Here is a 17389-nt window from a genome sequence, read left to right as displayed (position 1 = left end):
GCCTGGGTTGTCTCTCGAAAACGTTGCTGCAAAGACGATATTCGATTCAGCATGCGAAAGGCTTTTCAGGCACCCTTATAGCCGAAAGGCACGCTACGCACGGGCTTTTTCGAGCAGGAAGTCGACGATCTGTTCCGCCGGGACCATGGTGGCTTCGCTGTCACGCCGTCCCTTGTATTCCAGTTCGCCTTTATCCAGGCTGCGATCGCCAATCACCAAACGGTGCGGAACCCCCATCAATTCCAGGTCGGCAAACTTGACGCCGGGACGTGTATCGCGATCATCCAGCAATACATCCAGTCCGGCCTGGGTGAGGAGTTGGTAAAGGCGCTCGCTTTCTTCGCGCACGCGCTGGGATTTATGCGCGTTCATCGGTACCAGGGCGACATGGAACGGGGCAATCGCATTCGGCCAGATAATCCCGGCATCATCGTGATTTTGCTCGATGGCAGCGGCGACCACGCGTGTTACGCCAATGCCGTAACAGCCCATCCAGGGATGGCTGGTCTTGCCGTTGTCACCCAACACACTGGCACCCAAGGCTTCACTGTATTTCTGCCCCAACTGGAAGACATGGCCGACTTCGATACCGCGCTTGATCAAGAGCGTGCCCTGGCCGTCCGGCGAAGGGTCGCCTTCGGCCACTTTGCGCAAGTCGGCGACTTGGGGCAGGGTGACATCGCGCTCCCAGTTGATGCCGAAATAGTGCTTGTGGTCGATGTTGGCACCCGCGCCGAAGTCACTCATCAGGACGACGCTACGGTCAGCGATGATCGGTAAATCGAGGTTTACCGGGCCGAGTGAGCCGGGACCTGCGCCCACGGCTGCACGAATTTCCTCTTCCGTGGCCATGGTCAAGGGTACGGCCACTTGCGGCAGGTTTTCGGCCTTCACTTCGTTGAGTTCGTGGTCTCCGCGTACCAGTAGCACAATCAAGCCGCCTTGTTCCGCCTTGACTATCAATGTCTTGATTGTCTTTTCGATGGGCAGCTTGAACTGCTCCACCAAGGTGGCGATGGTCTTGGCATTGGGGGTATCGACCAGGCGCAGTTCCTCCGAAGGTGCCGGGCGTTCGGGCGTTTCTCCCAACGGGGCGGGTAGGGCTTCGGCCTTTTCGATATTGGCGGCATAGTCGGATGCATTGGAAAACACGATATCGTCTTCACCGGACTCGGCAAGTACATGAAATTCATGCGAGCCGGTGCCGCCAATAGCGCCGTTATCGGCGATTACCGGACGAAAATCCAGGCCCAGGCGAGTGAAGATGCGTGTGTAGGCATCGTACATTCCTTGATAAGTATCTTTGAGCGAGGCTTCATCCAAGTGAAAGGAATAGGCATCCTTCATGATGAACTCGCGCGAGCGCATTACTCCGAAACGCGGGCGAATCTCGTCACGAAACTTGGTCTGAATCTGATAAAAATTGATCGGCAGTTGCTTATAGCTGGCGATTTCCTTGCGTACCAGGTCGGTAATCACTTCTTCATGCGTCGGGCCGACGCAATAATCACGGTCGTGGCGATCCTTCATGCGCAAAAGCTCGGGGCCGTATTGTTCCCAACGACCGGACTCCTGCCATAATTCGGCGGGTTGTACCGCCGGCATAAGCACTTCCTGAGCACCGGCGCGGTTCATTTCTTCGCGCACGATGTTTTCCACCTTGCGCAGCGTACGCAGGCCCACGGGCAGCCAGGTGTACAGGCCGGAGGTCAAGCGGCGAATCATGCCGGCACGCAACATCAGCTGGTGGCTGATGACTTCGGCGTCGGCAGGCGTTTCCTTCAGGGTGGCAATCAGTAATTGGCTAGCGCGCATGAGGGTGAGGATTCCTTGGTCTTGTCAATAAGAGCTCTAAAGCATGGTGAGCATTGTACGGCCAAGCCATGAGCGCGGCAAAGCGTGCGGTAAAACCTCGCTTATCCCGGGAAAAGGTTATGTTAGACTGCAACGCCTTTGCAGGTACCGGCTTACCAGTGATACAGGAAGCTATAGTGGCATGTCGGGCAATATGAATTTCACAAGGAAATGTCGATGCAGCAATCACTTCGTCGCTGGTTGAGCGCTATGTCCATAACAATAATGATAACGACACTAGCGGGCTGTGGCACGCTGCTTTACCCCGAACGCAAGGGCCAGTTGACGGGGGATATCGATCCGGTGGTAGCGGTCGCTAATGGTATCGGCCTGCTATTCTTCATAGTGCCGGGGATAATTGCCTATGCGGTGGATTTTTCCAACGGCACGATTTATCTGCCCAATTCCCAAAGTGCCTCGATCGATGCGTTAAAGCTCGATAACAGTATCGATATCGCCACATTGGACCGCCTGCTTTCGGAAAAGGCCGGGCGGCCGGTAAGCGTGGAAAGCGAACAGCTACTTATCGAAGAAGTGGATTCTCTGGAAGAAGCCTTGGCGTTGGTGCGCATGTCCGGCGTGCATGACCAGAAACGCCTTGAGCTTTTATAAGCCTACCCCTCACGGCTGGGAACCCCAGCTAGCTTTTTGTAACACCATGGCTCGGGTTATTTCTTCAGTGGGAACCGCTTGGGTATCACCGAGCTCCAGCGGGTCGTAGTGAAACACATAGAGCCGGGAAGCAAACTCGACGATGGGCAGGGAGGCTTCGCCATGAAGCTCGCCAGTGCCCTGGGTGGCACAGATAATTCCCTGCCCCCAGTTCTGACCGCTGTCATTGTTGGGGTTGAAAAAGTAAACGCGCATCTGGTTGTTGGGGTCGAGAGCCACTCGAAGAATGGTAATTGCATGGCGACCCACCAAGCGTGCATCGCTGTCAGTGACGGCAATGCCTGCAGGCTGTGGATGGATCAACGGCAGGTTGCCATTGTAAAAAGGGTGATAGTAGGCAAAGAACTGGCGAAGAAAGCCTTCGTAGTCGTCAAGCTCCCCGGTGTTTACATTGACTACCACACGAAAGCCATGGCCTACCCACCAGCCGTAAAATTCGGGGTTGATCCAGCGGTGCAGGTCATCGTCACGCTTGCCGCATAAGCGGCCCATCTCTATATAGATGCGATCAAGGTGCGGTATCAAGATCAATGAGACAGGGTCCACATCGCAGGGTGGGGCTTTCGCAAGTCCCGCTTCCAGTCCTCTGGAAGATATGCGTTGACCTTCGAAGCGGGTGAGCACTTCGTCATCACGCGCCGCCCAGGCCACAAGCTGCAAGAGATAATCCGCATCGTTCCAAGCCCACATGGAAAGGCCTATCACTGATTGGCAGGTAGGGTTGTTGCCCTGTCCCATGCCCAAGGGCAAGCCCAACAGGCTCAGCACGCCCGCCAGAAGCGTTACACGCGGAGGGTGGGCCTGGCCAAAGACGGTGCTTAGTTTTTGCGAGGTTTCAGCGGATAGCGGCAGGGCAATTTGTCGCCATAGCGCCGCTGCGATAGGCGGCGTAAAAAGTACGCCGCGCTCGAGCATCATGGCCAAGCCATAGGCTGCTTGACTGGTTTCCGGAAAAACGGCCTCGTCGATCAGGGTATGGACCAACTGGCTGTAACACTGCAGCGCATCCATGCCCGTCATGCTGAGCCCCAGAGCGGTAGGGATCAGGTGATCACGGGAGCCGCGCAAGTGGCGAATGAGCATGGGGTGGTAGGGCGAAACCAAGCCGGTATCGTGCATCGCAAAAGCGAAGCCTGCGGCCTCTTCAGCCAGGGTGATATCATCCATTGACGATAGGCGTTGAGCGTAGACTTCCAGGCCGGGATCTTCACGGCAGCCGCGAGTCGGGCCAAACAATGCACTGACCAAGCGCGCTGCGCTGACCATGCCCGCAGTCTCGATGGCAGGATCGAAAAGGCAGATGGCGATCTGGCTGATCATTTGTTTGATACTGTCAGCCTGAACCTGTCGCTGGGCAAGCAGCCGGTAGACTTCATCAACCAAACTTTCGAGAATGCTCTCGTAACCTAGTTGGTTGAGCAAATATTGATAATGCGCATGAATGAGGGTGCCGAGTCCATGGGAACGTTCACGGTCAGCTTCGCTCATTTGCCCTGACAGCAAATCCAAGTTCAGCGCCATAACTTGGGTCAGAAAATTCCAGGCCTGCTCGGCGGAGATACCTGAGTGAAAATAGTCTCCCTTGGCGACGGCGAGTAATCGAATTTCGCTCAAGGTTTCGGTGATGGTGGTCGCCAAGTCGCCATGGCGCAGCGAGCGAACAGCCAGTGCCGCCTGTAATATTTGCGGCTTTCCCCAGTCGGTGCCGGTAAAGAAACCGGCGGCTTCGATTGCCGGTACCCGAACATAGAGCGTCTCGTGTCCACCAGGTACCGACAGCAGCTTCTTCGCCGACTCGATGACATCGTCAGTTGGGAAGAGCGGGTCAATTTGACGGGCCTGAAGCAGTCGATTTAGGGCGGCATCGAACTGAGCCGCCAACAGATCAAGGCTTTCACCGCCATTCTGTGAATCACGGGGTGTGTGCGTCATATCGCTTCCCTTATGCCAACGAACGGGGAAGCACGGAACACTGCTGCCCCTGGTTTTTCCAGGCTGGCTGGTAGATAGAGTACTAAATAGAGTACAGCGAAAACGGGTCACCTCCCAAGGGAAGGTGACCCGTAACTCACGGCGATAACTGTACTGCAAATATTATGGACTACTAAATACTACGAGCTGCTGGAAGAAGAACTGGATTTCTTGGAGCCTTCAGACTGTTTTTGCTGTTGGCTCTGGCCCTTTTGCATGTTTTTTTCGACCTGCTTTTGACCTTGCTGCATAGTTTCTTCGAGCTGGCGCTGGCCTTTCTGCATGTTTTCCTCAAACTGCTTCTGGCCTTTTTGCATGTTGTCTTCCATCAACTTCATGCTCTTTTGCATGTATTCCTGGTTCAGTGCCGTTATTTCTTCAGCATCGGCCTTGAAGCGGTCGTTCAGGTTCTGCAGCGCTTTCTGCTGGTCTTCCATCACTTTCCTGAAGCTATCGCTGTCCTTCACTTCAAGCCAGGAGCGTGACTGTTCCAAGCTTGTGTCGGTAAATTCACGGATTGCATTCAGCTGGGTGGAGAACAGTTTCTGGTAATACTCCAGCGCGAGAGAGCCGTAGGCACGCGCCGGCTCAACAACGGCGTTTGCGAATTGATCACGGGCTAGCTCGGCTGCCTGCTCGACATTCTCGGTAGTTTTTTCGTTACTATCCATGCTCACTTCACTCCTCCAGCGTAGGTAACAATCCAAGGTAAGATCCTTGTCCTGCCAATTCCTTTACCTGAAGGTAGATCATTGCCAGAAAACTACCAGTATTGCAGTGCAATAAATAAGTCGAAGTGGGTGATTTTTTAAAAAGCCTTTTTAGACAATGGCTTATTTAGTGGCGACTGGATAGCCAATCAAGCAGCGAAGTATGGTTTTTTCTGCTGGCGGCTTTATATGTCCGGGGCGTCAAAGTTGACCGGTTCATCGGTATAGACGCACACATTGGCGTCCTCTATATCGCCATCCTCGGCTTCAAGATGAGAGGCAAAGAACTCACGAATTTCATTGCGCTGGCAGTGAGCTTCGAAGGCGGCCCGGTTGGCCCAGACCTCATGAAACACGATGGGGTAGCTTTGGCCTTCGGCGAAGGGGTTGCTGATATGGCGGGTGACGGTGTAACGCAGGCAGGCATCTTCACGGTGAGCATTCGGTTCCAAGGCTTGCAATGCCTTGAAGACGGCATCTTCCTTGCCGGGTTTGGGCTTGAAACTCGCGGTGCAGTAGATCTTCTGGGACATGATGTTTCCTGGCGTAGTTGGTTAATTTAATGAGATAGCAATGACGATATCATCAAGCTAGACGGTTTCGTAGAATAAGTGATACCTATAGGCCTTTCAAAGAGCTAGCGCGAGGGCGAATATAATATGTCTGCTAACAGCCCGGATTATCGTCTTGAGCTGGAATATGCATTGGGAATGCCTTTCACTGAAGGTAATCGGGTGGACGTACTGCGTAATGGAGTGGAAATTTTCCCTGCCATGCTTGGTGCCATTCGTGCCGCTCGGGAATCCATCGAGATGGTGACTTTCGTTTACTGGACCGGTGACATTGCCAGAAAATTTGCCCATGCGTTGGCAGACCGAGCGCGTGAAGGCGTTGTGGTGCGATTGGTGTTGGATTCGATAGGCGCCAAGAAGATGGCTCAAGAACTTGTGACGCTGATGGAAGAGGCCGGTGTCGAGATTCGCTGGTTTCGCCCGTTCAATTTGCTACGCCTTTGGCATATAGACAAACGAACCCATCGCAAGATACTCATTTGTGACGGCAAGGTGGGGTTTACCGGTGGCGTGGGTATCGCCAGCGAATGGGAAGGAGATGCCCGCAACGAACATGAATGGCGTGAAACTCATATAAGGGTGTACGGGCCTTCCGTCATAGGGCTGTATTCGGCCTTTCTCGATAATTGGAACGAGAGAGGGGGCTGGCAATGGCGGCCGATCCATCACCGTGCTCAAGCGTATGAAAATGGGGTGCCCATTCAATTCCTGCGCGCATCCTCGACCATCGGCTGGACCGAAACAGCTGCCATACTGCGGTCATTGGTTTCGATCAGCCAGATAAGGTTACGTATCGTCACGGCGTATTTCGTTCCGGATAGCGTCCTGATCAATGCAATGATTACCGCGGTCAAGCGTGGGGTCGAGGTGGAAGTACTGGTGCCGGGAGCCCACAACGATAGCCGCTTGTCACAACTCGCCGGACAGCCCAGCATCGAAGTGCTGCTCAAGGCCGGAGTGAAGGTCTGGGCCTTCCAGCCCACGGTGTTGCACGCCAAGATCGTGACCGTCGACGGGATTCTTTCCAGTGTCGGCTCGGTGAACGTCAATCAACGCTCTATGGGTAAAGACGAGGAATGCAGCGCCATGATGTTTTGCAAGGATGTTGTCGCCCGTCTGGATGCTGACTTCGACGACGATTGCAAGCGAGCGATACCCTTGAGTGCTGAGCAATTCAAACGCCGCAGTGGTTGGGTGCGCCTGAAGGAACGGGCGGCTCGGTTGATCGTGGAACAGCTTTGAGTATCGATCAAGTGGACTACTCTTCAATAAAGGTTGGAATTTTCCACCCATTCTATAAAGGAGTTTTACATGGCGGATTCCATTACGCTTGGTTGTCCTTATTGCAGTGCCATAAACCGAGTTAACAGCGCTCGGTTGAATGATGGTCCCAAATGCGGCAAGTGCAAACGGGCGCTTTTCACCGGTGAACCGGTCGAACTCACCAGCGCCAACTTCACCGCCTTGGTGGAGCGCAGCGAGCTGCCGGTGGTGGTGGATTTCTGGGCCAGTTGGTGCGGCCCGTGCAAGATGATGGCGCCTATTTTCGCCGAGACCGCTCGCGAGCTGGAGCCGCACATGCGCTTTGCCAAGCTGGATACCGAATCCGAACAGGCATTGGCCGGCCGCTTCGGCATCCGCAGCATTCCCACCTTGATAGTGTTTCGTAACGGTCAGGAAGTCGCCCGTCAGCCCGGTGCCATGCAGGGGCCGCAGCTGCGCCAATGGCTAGCACCGTATTTGAAGACCATATAGCCCTAGCCACCCAACTGATCGAATAGCCGGGGTAGCACGTTTGGGTCCAGCAGAAGCACAATAATGATACCTCCAAGTGCCCCACCCAAGTGAGCTTCATGGGCCAGGCCACCGACCTGGTCCGCCTCTCGTCTTTGCATCGCTACGATTGAAATGGCCACAAAACCAATCGCGAAGAGAATGGCGGGGATGGGGATTACAAAGAAAAGGAAGAGCAAGCGAAAAGGCTCGTAGAGGCAGAAAGCAAAAAGCACCCCAGCGATGGCGCCTGAGGCTCCTACCGCTGCATAACGCGGATTGTTGCGCTGAATGATGAGCGAGAGCCCATGGGCGGTAAACTCGGCGCCGAAATACAACACCAAGAAGCCTAGGATCCCCAGCGTAAGCTCCATCCACGGTCCGAAAAAATACAAGGTGATCATGTTGACGAGGAGGTGGATACCATTGATGTGCACGAATCCAGCCGTCACCAGGCGATAGACTTCCCCCTGTTTGAGTATGCGTTCGGGCTTGAAAGCCAGGCGGTCGATAAGTGCTGGCTTACGGCTCAGTACATAAAGGCTGACCACAATGTTGAGGATAAGCAGTAACAAGGTGATGGGGGTTTGTGTCAGGTCCAGCATCGTTGTGCTCCACACTGCATGGATGGCGAAATGTTAACGGTAGCAGATATATGGCAACCGACCGCCATGAGAAAACATTGGGTTGCTCGCCTGAATATCCTTGCAGGATCAATATTTGCTGAGGCATGGAATGGATTCCTCACAGAAAGACATAAACAGTGACCACGAAGAAGGCACCATGGAGTAGCGGCCAGAACAACAGTTTGGGGATGAGATTGTCGCGGTAGTGAAAGAAATGATTATGGCTGGTGGCGGTCAGCATGAAGGCGTTAAAGGATATGGCGAGGATGGAGAAGTAGGTGATGAAGTAGAAATATTCTAGATACATGATTTGTTCGGCGACGTAGCGGCGACGGATATCGATATGGGCGAGCAGTATGATGAAAAAGATGGCAGCTGCCGTTCCCAGTACCGTGGATGTGGTGAAACCGTGCAGCAAGGCTTGGCTTTTTTTTCGGGTATCGATTACCAGCATTGCGAACAGCATGAACGCAGCGACAAACAATGGAATCTGATTGGAAACGAAGGCATCGGTAATATTGCGCAGCAGGGTGACGTTGTAGGTCAGCTCTGGAAATGACCTGCTTATAGCGCTACCGCGAATGCCGAAGTCGCTGCGATAGTTGTGAAAACGGTAAGCAAAAAAGCTGCGTTGTACTTTCCAACCGGGCAGATGGAAGTCGGTTTCCATGCCGGGTTGGGAGGTTGGGTGAATCAGGCGATACGCTTCAAGCTCGGGTACCAGAATCACGTTGCGTTCTATGGACGGGTGCCAGATGCGCAAGCGTACGGTTTTGACATCGATGGGAAATCCCGAATAATCAAAAGGCTGGTGCAAGGTGGTCTTGAAAAACCAGCCCACCACTTCTGTATCGCCCTCACGGAAGCGATACAGTTCTTCCCGGATATCGTAGTCAGGCACGGCGTCGGGAAAGAATATGCCACGCGATAGATCGTCATGTTCAGGTACGCGATAGCGCTGCCAGACGAACCCGGAGACCACCGGGTCATGCGGGGTATCGAAATTGATAGCCTGAACGAATACCCCAGTGGGAATCTTGATCGGGGTTGCGAATTGTTGTTGCTGTGCCGTTTTGTCATAGTCGCTGAGATAGCTTTCAATACCGGCAGAGTCGACCAGCATCACGGCTTCCGGTGGGTCGCGATTGGTTTCGGAAAATTCGATTCGCCAGATATTGATGATGCCCAACAGAAATAGCAGGGTGATGCCAACGCTTGCGCCCCAGAGTGTGGGTTTGGAGTCCAACTGATAGGAGGCAGCCAAGCCCATCAGGCCGATCCCCCCGATGACCAAAAAAATGGTGGTGCCGATTTGGCGATATTTATGCTCGCTGATATCCAGCGGTATTTCATCGCGAAAGGCGACCACCGCCAGAGACCAGTTGGTCGCTGGAATCGGCTCGTAGAAGATCCAGGAAAATTGACCGGTCAACGAATTGGAATGGGTAAGTATACCGCTTCGCTGTGCGGTGGCTTGCTCCGCCAGGCGGCGCAAGTCTGAATCCTGCCGCGTTTCGGCCAAGTCGAACAAGCTTTGCCCTTGGCGCACATACTCTCGGCGGGGATGCGCCACTAGTGTGCCCTGGTCGGTCATGGCAATGGCATAGCCAGTTTGGCCAAGATCCAGGGCGCTGACCAGACTCCACACATCTTCGATCGAATAATCGATGCACACAGTGCCGTCGCTTGGGGTATCTTCCCGGATTGGCTGCTGTTGGGGAAGGCTGAAAGGCGTGCAATACAGCGCTAGCATGGCCTGACTGGCTTCACCGTAGAAGGGTTCGATCCAACCGGATTGCTTAATACCCTGTTGGAACCATTCATGTTGGGGCTGGCTATAATCGTAAAGATCTTCGATCTGGAGCATCCGATAGGCATCGTCGCGCCTAACCAGATAGCGCGAGTAAAGGCGCTGATTTGGGTCGTAGGCGAAGGGGCGGAATATCACCCCGGCGCCGAATACATGCGGGTGCTCTTTAACCAGGTTTTCGAGGCGTTCATCGACTGCCTTGACCGAGAGTTCACCGCTGCTTAGTTCAGCGGCCAGTTCATCGCCCAGCTCAGCCATATTGCGCAGGTTCTGATCGAGGGACTCGGCGGCCGCGGTGGTGTCTTCCTGGATGCGTTCCAGCCAAGTCTCGGTGGTTTCCACACGGGCATTGCGATCGACCCAGAGCAAGCCGGCAGCGATAAGAAAACCTAGCAGGGCCATGCTCAGGGCGATGCTGAAAACAATTCGAGAAGGGCCGGGAGGAGGAAGCATCCAGTTCCTTTGCGTCATCTGTCAGTGTTAAATCGAGTTGAACCGTAACGGCTTAAGCATTCATCAATTTAGTCGGAAAAGTAGTGTTTCAGCAAACACCTTGCTTGTGCTAAAGCTCGCCGACATACGAAATGCCTTGATGAGTATCGAACTGCAGTTCGGCCAAATGGCGATATAAAGGGCTCGATTCCAGCAGTTCATTATGACGGCCCTGGGCAACCAATTTACCTGCTTCCAGCACCAGCAAACGGTCGGCGGCAACCACCGTAGCCAATCGGTGAGCGATTACCAGGCTGGTGCGTCCTTGCATCAGCCGATCAAGCGCCTGTTGCACGAGCCGCTCACTTTCGGCGTCCAAGGCACTGGTGGCTTCATCCAACAGCAGTACGCGCGGGTTCTTGAGAAGTGCTCGGGCAATAGCCAGGCGCTGGCGCTGGCCACCGGAAAGCTGTATGCCCCCAGCGCCAAGCGGTGTGTCGAACCCCAAGGGTAGCGCCTCGATGAAGCTCAAGGCGTTGGCATTACGGGCGGCGTCGCGAAGCTCTTCCAGGGTGGCATTGGGTTTGCCGTAACGCAGGTTCTCGGCGGCACTACCGGTGAACAAGGTGGGTTCCTGCGCCACCAGTCCCAGGGTGCGACGTAGCGATTGCGGCTCAAGTTTTCGCAAGTCAATGCCGTCAAGCATCAGCCGGCCAGTGTCCGGGTCATGAAAACGCAATAACAGCGAAAGCAACGTGCTCTTGCCAGCGCCAGAAGGCCCTACCAACGCTACGCGTTCCCCCGAACGAATATGCAGATCAAGCCCTTCGAGTGCCGGTTGTTGGCGGCCAGGGTAGGTGAAATCGACCGCTTCGAAACGGATGTCGCCGTTTATCGGCTCGGGAAGTGTGGCGGCATGGGTGGGCGCATGAATCTCAGGCTGCGTATCGAGTAATTCGAGTAACCTTTCCGCAGCGCCCGCCGCTCGCTGTACGTCGCCCGCCACCTCTGAAAGGGTGGCCACGGCGCTTGCGGCCAGCACAGCATAAAAAACGAACGCCGAGAGTTCGCCGGCGGTCATGGTGCCGGCCAGCACCGCCTGGCCCCCTTGCCAGAGCATGATGCCCACGGCGACGAAGACCACCAACATGGCGATACCGGTTAGCCAGGCCCGTTGGCGGGTGCGTTCGACGGCACTGGTGAAAGCCTCTTCGACACGCTGAGCGTAGTTATGTCTTTCTATATTTTCGTGATGAAAGGCTTGAACGGTGCGGATGCCGTTCAGGGCTTCCCCCGCGTAGCGGCCCAGTTCCGCCACTCGATCCTGGCTGAAACGCGAAAGCCGCCGCACTCGGCGCCCGTACCAGAGAATCGGCAACACCGTTGCGGGAATCCCCAACAGGACGATGGCCGAAAGCAACGGCTGGGTGACCAGCATCAGGATGACGGCGCCGACCAGCATCAGAAGGTTGCGTACCGCCATCGACAGCGAAGAGCCGAACAGGCTTTGCAGGACGCTGGTATCGGCGGTGAGACGCGAGGTGATCTCGCCGGCACCACCACCTTCGCCGTTGCTGGCTTCAAAAAAACTCGGTTCCAGGGACAGCAGATGATCGAAAACCTGGCAGCGAAGATCGCCTGCCAGGCGTTCGCCAATCCAGGTCACCAGGTAATAGCGTAGCGCCGAGGCCATCGCCAGCACGCTGACTATGGCAAGCATCAGGCCCAATGCCTGGTTGAGCCGGCTACGGTCGGCGGCTAGAAACCCCTGGTCGATCACTAACCGCAACCCTTGGCCTAGCACCAGTACGCTGGATGCCGCCACCAGCAAGGCAACCCCCGCCAGCACCAGACGCCAGTGATAAGGACGTAACAATCCGAGCAGGCGTAGCAGTATTCGCGGATTGGGGCGAGTCGGCATGAGGTTGGCTCCGGCAGAGAAACACAGGCAGCATAGCAGCCGAAGGCGCGTCAGTGGCGCGCTCAATATTCGGCGGGTTGGCTACCTCTATTTTACTTGGCCAATTCCCGCATGGCGTTTTCTAGGCCTTCCAGGGTCATGGGGTACATGCGGTCGTCTATCAGCTCACGGATCAAACCGCTGGAATAGGTGGTTTCCCAGGCACGTGGGGGCATGGGGTTGAGCCAGGCCAGGCGTGGAAATTTTTCCGCGAGTCGCTTGAGCCATACACCGCCGGCTTCGTCGTTGAAATGCTCGACGCTGCCACCGGGATGGGTGATTTCATAGGGCGACATGGCGGCATCCCCCACGATGACCACCTGATAATCGCTGCCGTAGGTATGCAGCACATCCAGGGTGGGAATTCGTTCGTTGCCGCGCCGCATGTTGTTGCGCCACACGCCTTCGTACAAACAGTTGTGAAAGTAATAATGCTCAAGATGCTTGAATTCCGAGCGTGCCGCCGAGAACAGTTCCTCGCAGACGCGAATGTGGTCATCCATGGAACCGCCCACATCCAGAAACAGCAGTACTTTTACCGAATTATGCCGTTCCGGGCGCATCTGCACATTGAGCAACCCGGCGTCACGCGCGGTCTCACGGATGGTGCCGTTGACATCGAATTCATCAAGTGCCCCTTGGCGAGCGAACTTGCGCAGCCTGCGCAAGGCCATCTTGATATTGCGCGTGCCGAGTTCCAGGGAGTCGTCGTAATCGCGAAAGCGCCGTTCGTCCCATACCTTGATGGCGCGGCGATGGCGGGAGCCTTCCTGGCCAATGCGAATCCCTTCCGGGTTATAGCCGTAGGCACCGAAGGGGCTGGTGCCGCCGGTACCGATCCATTTGTTACCTCCGGCGTGACGCTCTTTCTGCTCCTCCAGGCGTTTCTTGAAGGTTTCGATCAGGTTTTCCAGCCCGCCCAGGGATTCGATCTGGGCCTTCTCTTCTTCGCTAAGCTGCTTTTCGAACTCGCGGCGCAGCCAGTCATCCGGAATGAGGGCCTCAATGGCGGCATCCAGGTTTTCCAGCCCTTCGAACCAGGCGGCAAAGGCACGATCGAAGCGGTCGAAATTGCGTTCATCCTTGACCATGACGGTACGCGCCACCTGGTAGAAGGCGTCCATGTCGGCGAACACCACGCCGCGCTCGACCACCGCATGCAGGTCGAGCAGTTCACGGATCGATACCGGCACACCGGCACGTTTGAGGGTCTCGAACAGAGTGATGAACATGGCTTAGCGCCTCGGGTTGCCTTGGCGGCGCAGCATGAAGGCCAGCCGCTCGAGCAGGTGGGTATCCTGTTCATTCTTGACCAGGGCGCCGGCCAGCGGTGGAATCGCTTTCACCGGGTCGCGGGAATAGAGCGCTTCGCGGGCCAGTTCATCGGCTATCAAGAGCTTCAGCCAGTCGACCAGCTCTGAGGTGGAAGGTTTCTTCTTTAGCCCGGGAGCCTGGCGCAGATCAAAGAACACTTCCAGCGCTTCGCTGACCAGCTTCGGTGCGATATCCGGAAAGTGAACGTCGACAATGGCCTGCATGGTCTCGCGGTCGGGAAACTCGATGTAGTGGAAAAAGCAGCGGCGCAAGAAGGCATCCGGCAGCTCTTTCTCATTGTTCGAGGTAATGATGATGATCGGGCGGTGTTCGGCGGTAATGGTCTCGCCGGTTTCGTAGACATGGAACTCCATGCGATCCAGCTCCTGGAGCAGGTCGTTGGGGAATTCGATATCCGCCTTATCGATCTCATCGATCAGTAGCACCACCCGTTCGCCGGCGGTAAACGCTTCCCACAGCTTGCCGGGCTTGATGTAGTTGCCGACATTCTCCACGCCTTCGACACCCAGCTGGGAGTCACGCAGGCGGCTGACCGCGTCGTATTCATATAGCCCTTGGGCTGCCTTGGTGCTGGACTTGATATGCCAGGTAAGCAACCGCGTACCCAGGCTGGCGGCCAGTTCTTCCGCCAGCAGGGTCTTGCCGGTGCCCGGCTCGCCTTTTATCAGCAGTGGACGCTGGAGGGTGACGGCGGCATTGACCGCTTGTTTCAAGGCATCGGTTGCGATGTAGGAGGAAGTGGATTCAAACGCCATGGGTCGTGCCTCGGCTTAATCATCAATAAGGAGTTCAAGAATCAAACAAGTGTACGTAAGGGAGCGGGCGGGGACAAATGCTGCTTTGCGCAATATCGGCTATGGTTCAAGGAGGTTTTCAGACGCAAGCTGACGTAAGGGAGGTCATATGTTGCTTGAAGGTTCCTGTCACTGCGGTTCCGTGCATTTTAGCCTGGAGTCACCGCATCCGTATCCTTATCAACGCTGCTATTGCTCGATTTGCCGCAAGACCGCCGGAGGCGGTGGCTATGCCATCAACCTGAGTGGACGTGCCGAGACGCTCGAAGTGCAAGGTAGCGAGCATAAGCGCGTCTACCATGCAATGATCGAAGGGGAGCCGAGCGTGGGGGAACGCCACTTCTGTGGTAATTGCGCCAGTGCCCTGTGGGTTTACGATCCGCGTTGGCCGGAGCTGATCCATCCTTTCGCCTCGGCGATCGATAGCGACCTGCCAATTCCCCCGGAACGGGTTCATCTGCTATTGAACAGCAAGGCCAACTGGGTCGAGGTCGATGCCCGGGACAACGACAAATGTTTCGATGCCGCTCCCGAGGAAAGCATCGCTGAGTGGCACGAGCGCAGAGGCCTGGTTAAAGCCTGAGCGCTTGGCACAGGGGTGCTCAGGGTCAGGGGGCGGTGAGGTTATCGAATCCGGTGTCGGTCACGGCAATGTTGTCTTCGATACGAATGCCGCCGCAGGGCGTGAGAGCGTCCACCCGCTGCCAGTCAATCATCTTGCCCGTTTCCGCGAAGCGCAGCGGTTCGAGCAGCATGGGGATGAAGTACAGGCCAGGCTCGATGGTGACCACCATGCCAGGCGTCAATTCGCGGGTCAGACGCAAGGCGGGATGCTCTGTAGGTGGTGGGTTCGGTGTGCCGTCCGGGAGGCGCCGCCCGGCAACATCGTGCACTTGAAGTCCCAGCGAGTGTCCCAGGCCATGGGGGCAAAAGGCGCGCGTAATACCTTGGGTCACGGCTTCTTCTGCCGAACAATGGATAAGCCCTTGGCTTTGTAGCACTTCGCCTAAGCTGCGATGCATCTGTCGATGCAGATCCACAAAGTTGACGCCGGGCCGAACACTCTCGATCAATTGGGTTTGCAGCTGTTGCATGGCATCGATCAGCTCCCCGAAGGCGGCCGGGGCATCCGGCCCTGCCTGGGTGCGAGTGATATCGGCGCAATAACCGCGATAACGGTACCCGGCATCCACCAGCAGGCTGTGGTGCTTGGACGAGGCGTTCAGGTCGTAATGCTGATAATGCAGCACCCCGGCGTGATGATTGGTGCCGATGATGTTCTGGTAGGGCACCGCGGACTCGCGCTGGCGGCTGGCGCCCAGGTAAGCCAACTGAATGTCGAACTCGCCGGCGCCTTGGGAAAAAGCCTCGCGGGCAGCCTGATGCCCGGCCAGCGCCATACGGTTTGCTGAACGCAAGCAGCTGATTTCGTATGCGCTTTTATGCATGCGTAGCTCATCCAGCGCCTTCAGCAAAGCGTCCGGATTGGGCTTGGTATCGGGCTTTATGTCAGGCTTGGCATCGGGCGCCTGTGCCAGAGCAGCCGTATCGCCCAGTATCGCAATACGCCCGCCCGGCAAGGTCGGAAGCAACGGCTCAGGGCTCAGGGTCACGTCAAAGGCGGCGACCCAGGGCTCGTCGGGAAGGGCGGTGGGCAAATGCCAGAAATCGGTTGGCGCATGCAGATAAAGCTGAGGATTGCGCCCGGGTTGAATCAAAAGCCAGCTGTGCTGTATATCGGCCATCGGCATCCAGTGCATGAAGTGGCCGAAGGTTTGAAAGGCAGGAAATTGATCATCGGCATAATGCGCAGTGGCGTGACCACTGTAGAGCAAGACGGCATCGAAACCGTGTGTTTCCAGCAAGGTGGCGTAACTGCGTTGCAAGTGGACCAAATGCTCGCCCTGTTGGGCATGCAGTGTTTCGAGTGCTGTTACATGCATATCGATAATCCGTTCAAGGGCATGGAGTCGGGAAGCTGGGTACGGTGGCCCAGAAGGCATCCAGTCCGGCATGATGTTGGTTTTGATGACGATAAAGGCGCAATTCCATGGGAACGTCCCAGCGTGTGTCGCCTGCGCGTACCACTTGGCCGCTTTCCAGTTCCGCCTTGATCGTGCGTTCGGGTAGCCAGCTCATGCCGTAACCTAGCAGCACCAATTCCTTGATGCTGGCGGCATAGGAATTTTCGCTCTGAGCCATCAGGTGAGTGCCCTGAGCCAGGCGCGACAGATGGGCCTTGACCGCCGAACCGAGCAAACTACGTTTGGGATAGGTAAGCCATGCGATGGGTTGGCTGCGACTACCGGGGAGCACGGCGCTGGGCTTGCCTTGAGCATCCGGCGTGGTAACTGCAATCAGGCGTTCATGGCCGATCACCCGATAGCTGCAGGCACTGGTGTCCAGGTCCAGTTCACAACGTTCCTTGGGCCAGTAGCACAGAGCCAGATCGCATTCGCCGCGTCCCAGTGCCTGAAAGTATTCGCTGGCGGTCCAGCCGGTGGCACGCAGGTAGGGCTGTATGCGTGACTGCTGGTCAATCATGCCAAGCCATTGAGGCAAAAAGTGCGCCAAGACGCTTTGGGGCGCCGCGAGCATGATGCGGCGTTGCTGTCCGGCACTGATTTCGCGTACACGGTCACGCGCCAATCGAACACGTTCGGTGACCTCTTCGCTCAGCGCTAGAAATTCCTCCCCTGCCGGGGTGAGCGACAGCGGCAACGTCTGGCGGTTGATCAGGGTGGCGCCCATTTCTTCTTCGAGTAGCTTGATCCGTCGCGAAAAGGTGGGTTGAGTGACGTTCTGCTCATCCGCCGCCCGCGAAAAATGCCGTGTTCTGGCCAGGGCGATGAAATCTTCCAGCCAGCGAATTTCCATGAA

General features: G+C 56.1%; 15 protein-coding genes. 4 read left to right on the top strand and 11 right to left on the bottom strand.

What is annotated here, in order from left to right:
• Positions 1-93 precede the first annotated feature (93 nt).
• Positions 94-1815, bottom strand: coding sequence for a proline--tRNA ligase (locus LG290_RS09925; protein ID WP_499834693.1), 1722 nt, complete (start codon positions 1813-1815; stop codon positions 94-96).
• A 216-nt stretch (positions 1816-2031) separates the two neighbouring features.
• Here LG290_RS09925 and LG290_RS09920 point away from each other — a divergent pair, with 216 nt between their 5' ends.
• Positions 2032-2466: a hypothetical protein gene (locus tag LG290_RS09920; protein WP_499834692.1), complete on the top strand. Its 435-nt coding sequence runs from the start codon at positions 2032-2034 to the stop codon at positions 2464-2466.
• Positions 2467-2475: 9 nt separating this feature from the next.
• On the opposite strand, the gene LG290_RS09915 is transcribed toward LG290_RS09920, so the two are convergent.
• The 3 genes from LG290_RS09915 to LG290_RS09905 form a co-directional block, all read right to left on the bottom strand.
• The gene (locus LG290_RS09915; protein ID WP_499834691.1) at positions 2476-4458 is read right to left on the bottom strand and encodes a hypothetical protein; all 1983 of its coding nucleotides are present in this window, start codon (positions 4456-4458) and stop codon (positions 2476-2478) included.
• 179 nt (positions 4459-4637) lie between these two features.
• Positions 4638-5204 (bottom strand): phasin family protein, encoded by a 567-nt coding sequence (locus LG290_RS09910; RefSeq protein WP_499834690.1) that lies wholly within the window; start codon positions 5202-5204, stop codon positions 4638-4640.
• Positions 5205-5392: 188 nt separating this feature from the next.
• Positions 5393-5740, bottom strand: a complete 348-nt coding sequence (locus tag LG290_RS09905) for a putative quinol monooxygenase (protein ID WP_499834689.1) — start codon at positions 5738-5740, stop codon at positions 5393-5395.
• Positions 5741-5866: 126 nt separating this feature from the next.
• Here LG290_RS09905 and LG290_RS09900 point away from each other — a divergent pair, with 126 nt between their 5' ends.
• The gene (locus LG290_RS09900; protein WP_499834688.1) at positions 5867-7021 is read left to right on the top strand and encodes a phospholipase D-like domain-containing protein; all 1155 of its coding nucleotides are present in this window, start codon (positions 5867-5869) and stop codon (positions 7019-7021) included.
• Between the two features lie 69 nt (positions 7022-7090).
• Positions 7091-7534, top strand: a complete 444-nt coding sequence (trxC, locus tag LG290_RS09895) for a thioredoxin TrxC (protein WP_499834687.1) — start codon at positions 7091-7093, stop codon at positions 7532-7534.
• Between the two features lie 2 nt (positions 7535-7536).
• On the opposite strand, the gene LG290_RS09890 is transcribed toward trxC, so the two are convergent.
• The 5 genes from LG290_RS09890 to LG290_RS09870 all read right to left on the bottom strand — a co-directional run bounded on the left by LG290_RS09890 (position 7537) and on the right by LG290_RS09870 (position 14470).
• A complete protein-coding gene (locus LG290_RS09890) occupies positions 7537-8157 on the bottom strand; it encodes a rhomboid family intramembrane serine protease (RefSeq protein WP_499834686.1) in 621 nt (206 codons plus the stop codon).
• Positions 8158-8296: 139 nt separating this feature from the next.
• A complete protein-coding gene (locus LG290_RS09885; protein WP_499834685.1) occupies positions 8297-10441 on the bottom strand; it encodes a PDC sensor domain-containing protein in 2145 nt (714 codons plus the stop codon).
• A gap of 109 nt (positions 10442-10550) precedes the next feature.
• On the bottom strand, positions 10551-12341 hold the full coding sequence (locus LG290_RS09880) for an ABC transporter transmembrane domain-containing protein (protein WP_499834684.1): 1791 nt from the start codon (positions 12339-12341) through the stop codon (positions 10551-10553).
• A 92-nt stretch (positions 12342-12433) separates the two neighbouring features.
• Positions 12434-13612, bottom strand: a complete 1179-nt coding sequence (locus tag LG290_RS09875) for a vWA domain-containing protein (RefSeq protein ID WP_499834683.1) — start codon at positions 13610-13612, stop codon at positions 12434-12436.
• A 3-nt stretch (positions 13613-13615) separates the two neighbouring features.
• On the bottom strand, positions 13616-14470 hold the full coding sequence (locus LG290_RS09870) for an AAA family ATPase (protein ID WP_499834682.1): 855 nt from the start codon (positions 14468-14470) through the stop codon (positions 13616-13618).
• A 148-nt stretch (positions 14471-14618) separates the two neighbouring features.
• On the opposite strand from LG290_RS09870, the gene LG290_RS09865 reads away from it, so the two are divergent.
• Complete coding sequence (locus LG290_RS09865; RefSeq protein WP_499834681.1) at positions 14619-15092, top strand: GFA family protein; 474 nt, start codon at positions 14619-14621, stop codon at positions 15090-15092.
• Positions 15093-15117: 25 nt separating this feature from the next.
• Here LG290_RS09865 and pepQ read toward each other — a convergent pair whose 3' ends face one another.
• Positions 15118-16452, bottom strand: coding sequence for a Xaa-Pro dipeptidase (gene pepQ, locus LG290_RS09860; protein ID WP_499834680.1), 1335 nt, complete (start codon positions 16450-16452; stop codon positions 15118-15120).
• Between the two features lie 13 nt (positions 16453-16465).
• Positions 16466-17386 (bottom strand): LysR family transcriptional regulator, encoded by a 921-nt coding sequence (locus LG290_RS09855; RefSeq protein ID WP_499834679.1) that lies wholly within the window; start codon positions 17384-17386, stop codon positions 16466-16468.
• Between the last annotated feature and the right edge of the window lie 3 nt (positions 17387-17389).

This window comes from Halomonas sediminis (genome assembly GCF_044871105.1).
In the GTDB taxonomy this organism is placed as follows: Bacteria; Pseudomonadota; Gammaproteobacteria; order Pseudomonadales; family Halomonadaceae; genus Vreelandella; species Vreelandella zhuhanensis.
This window is presented reverse-complemented; position numbering and strand designations above follow the sequence as displayed.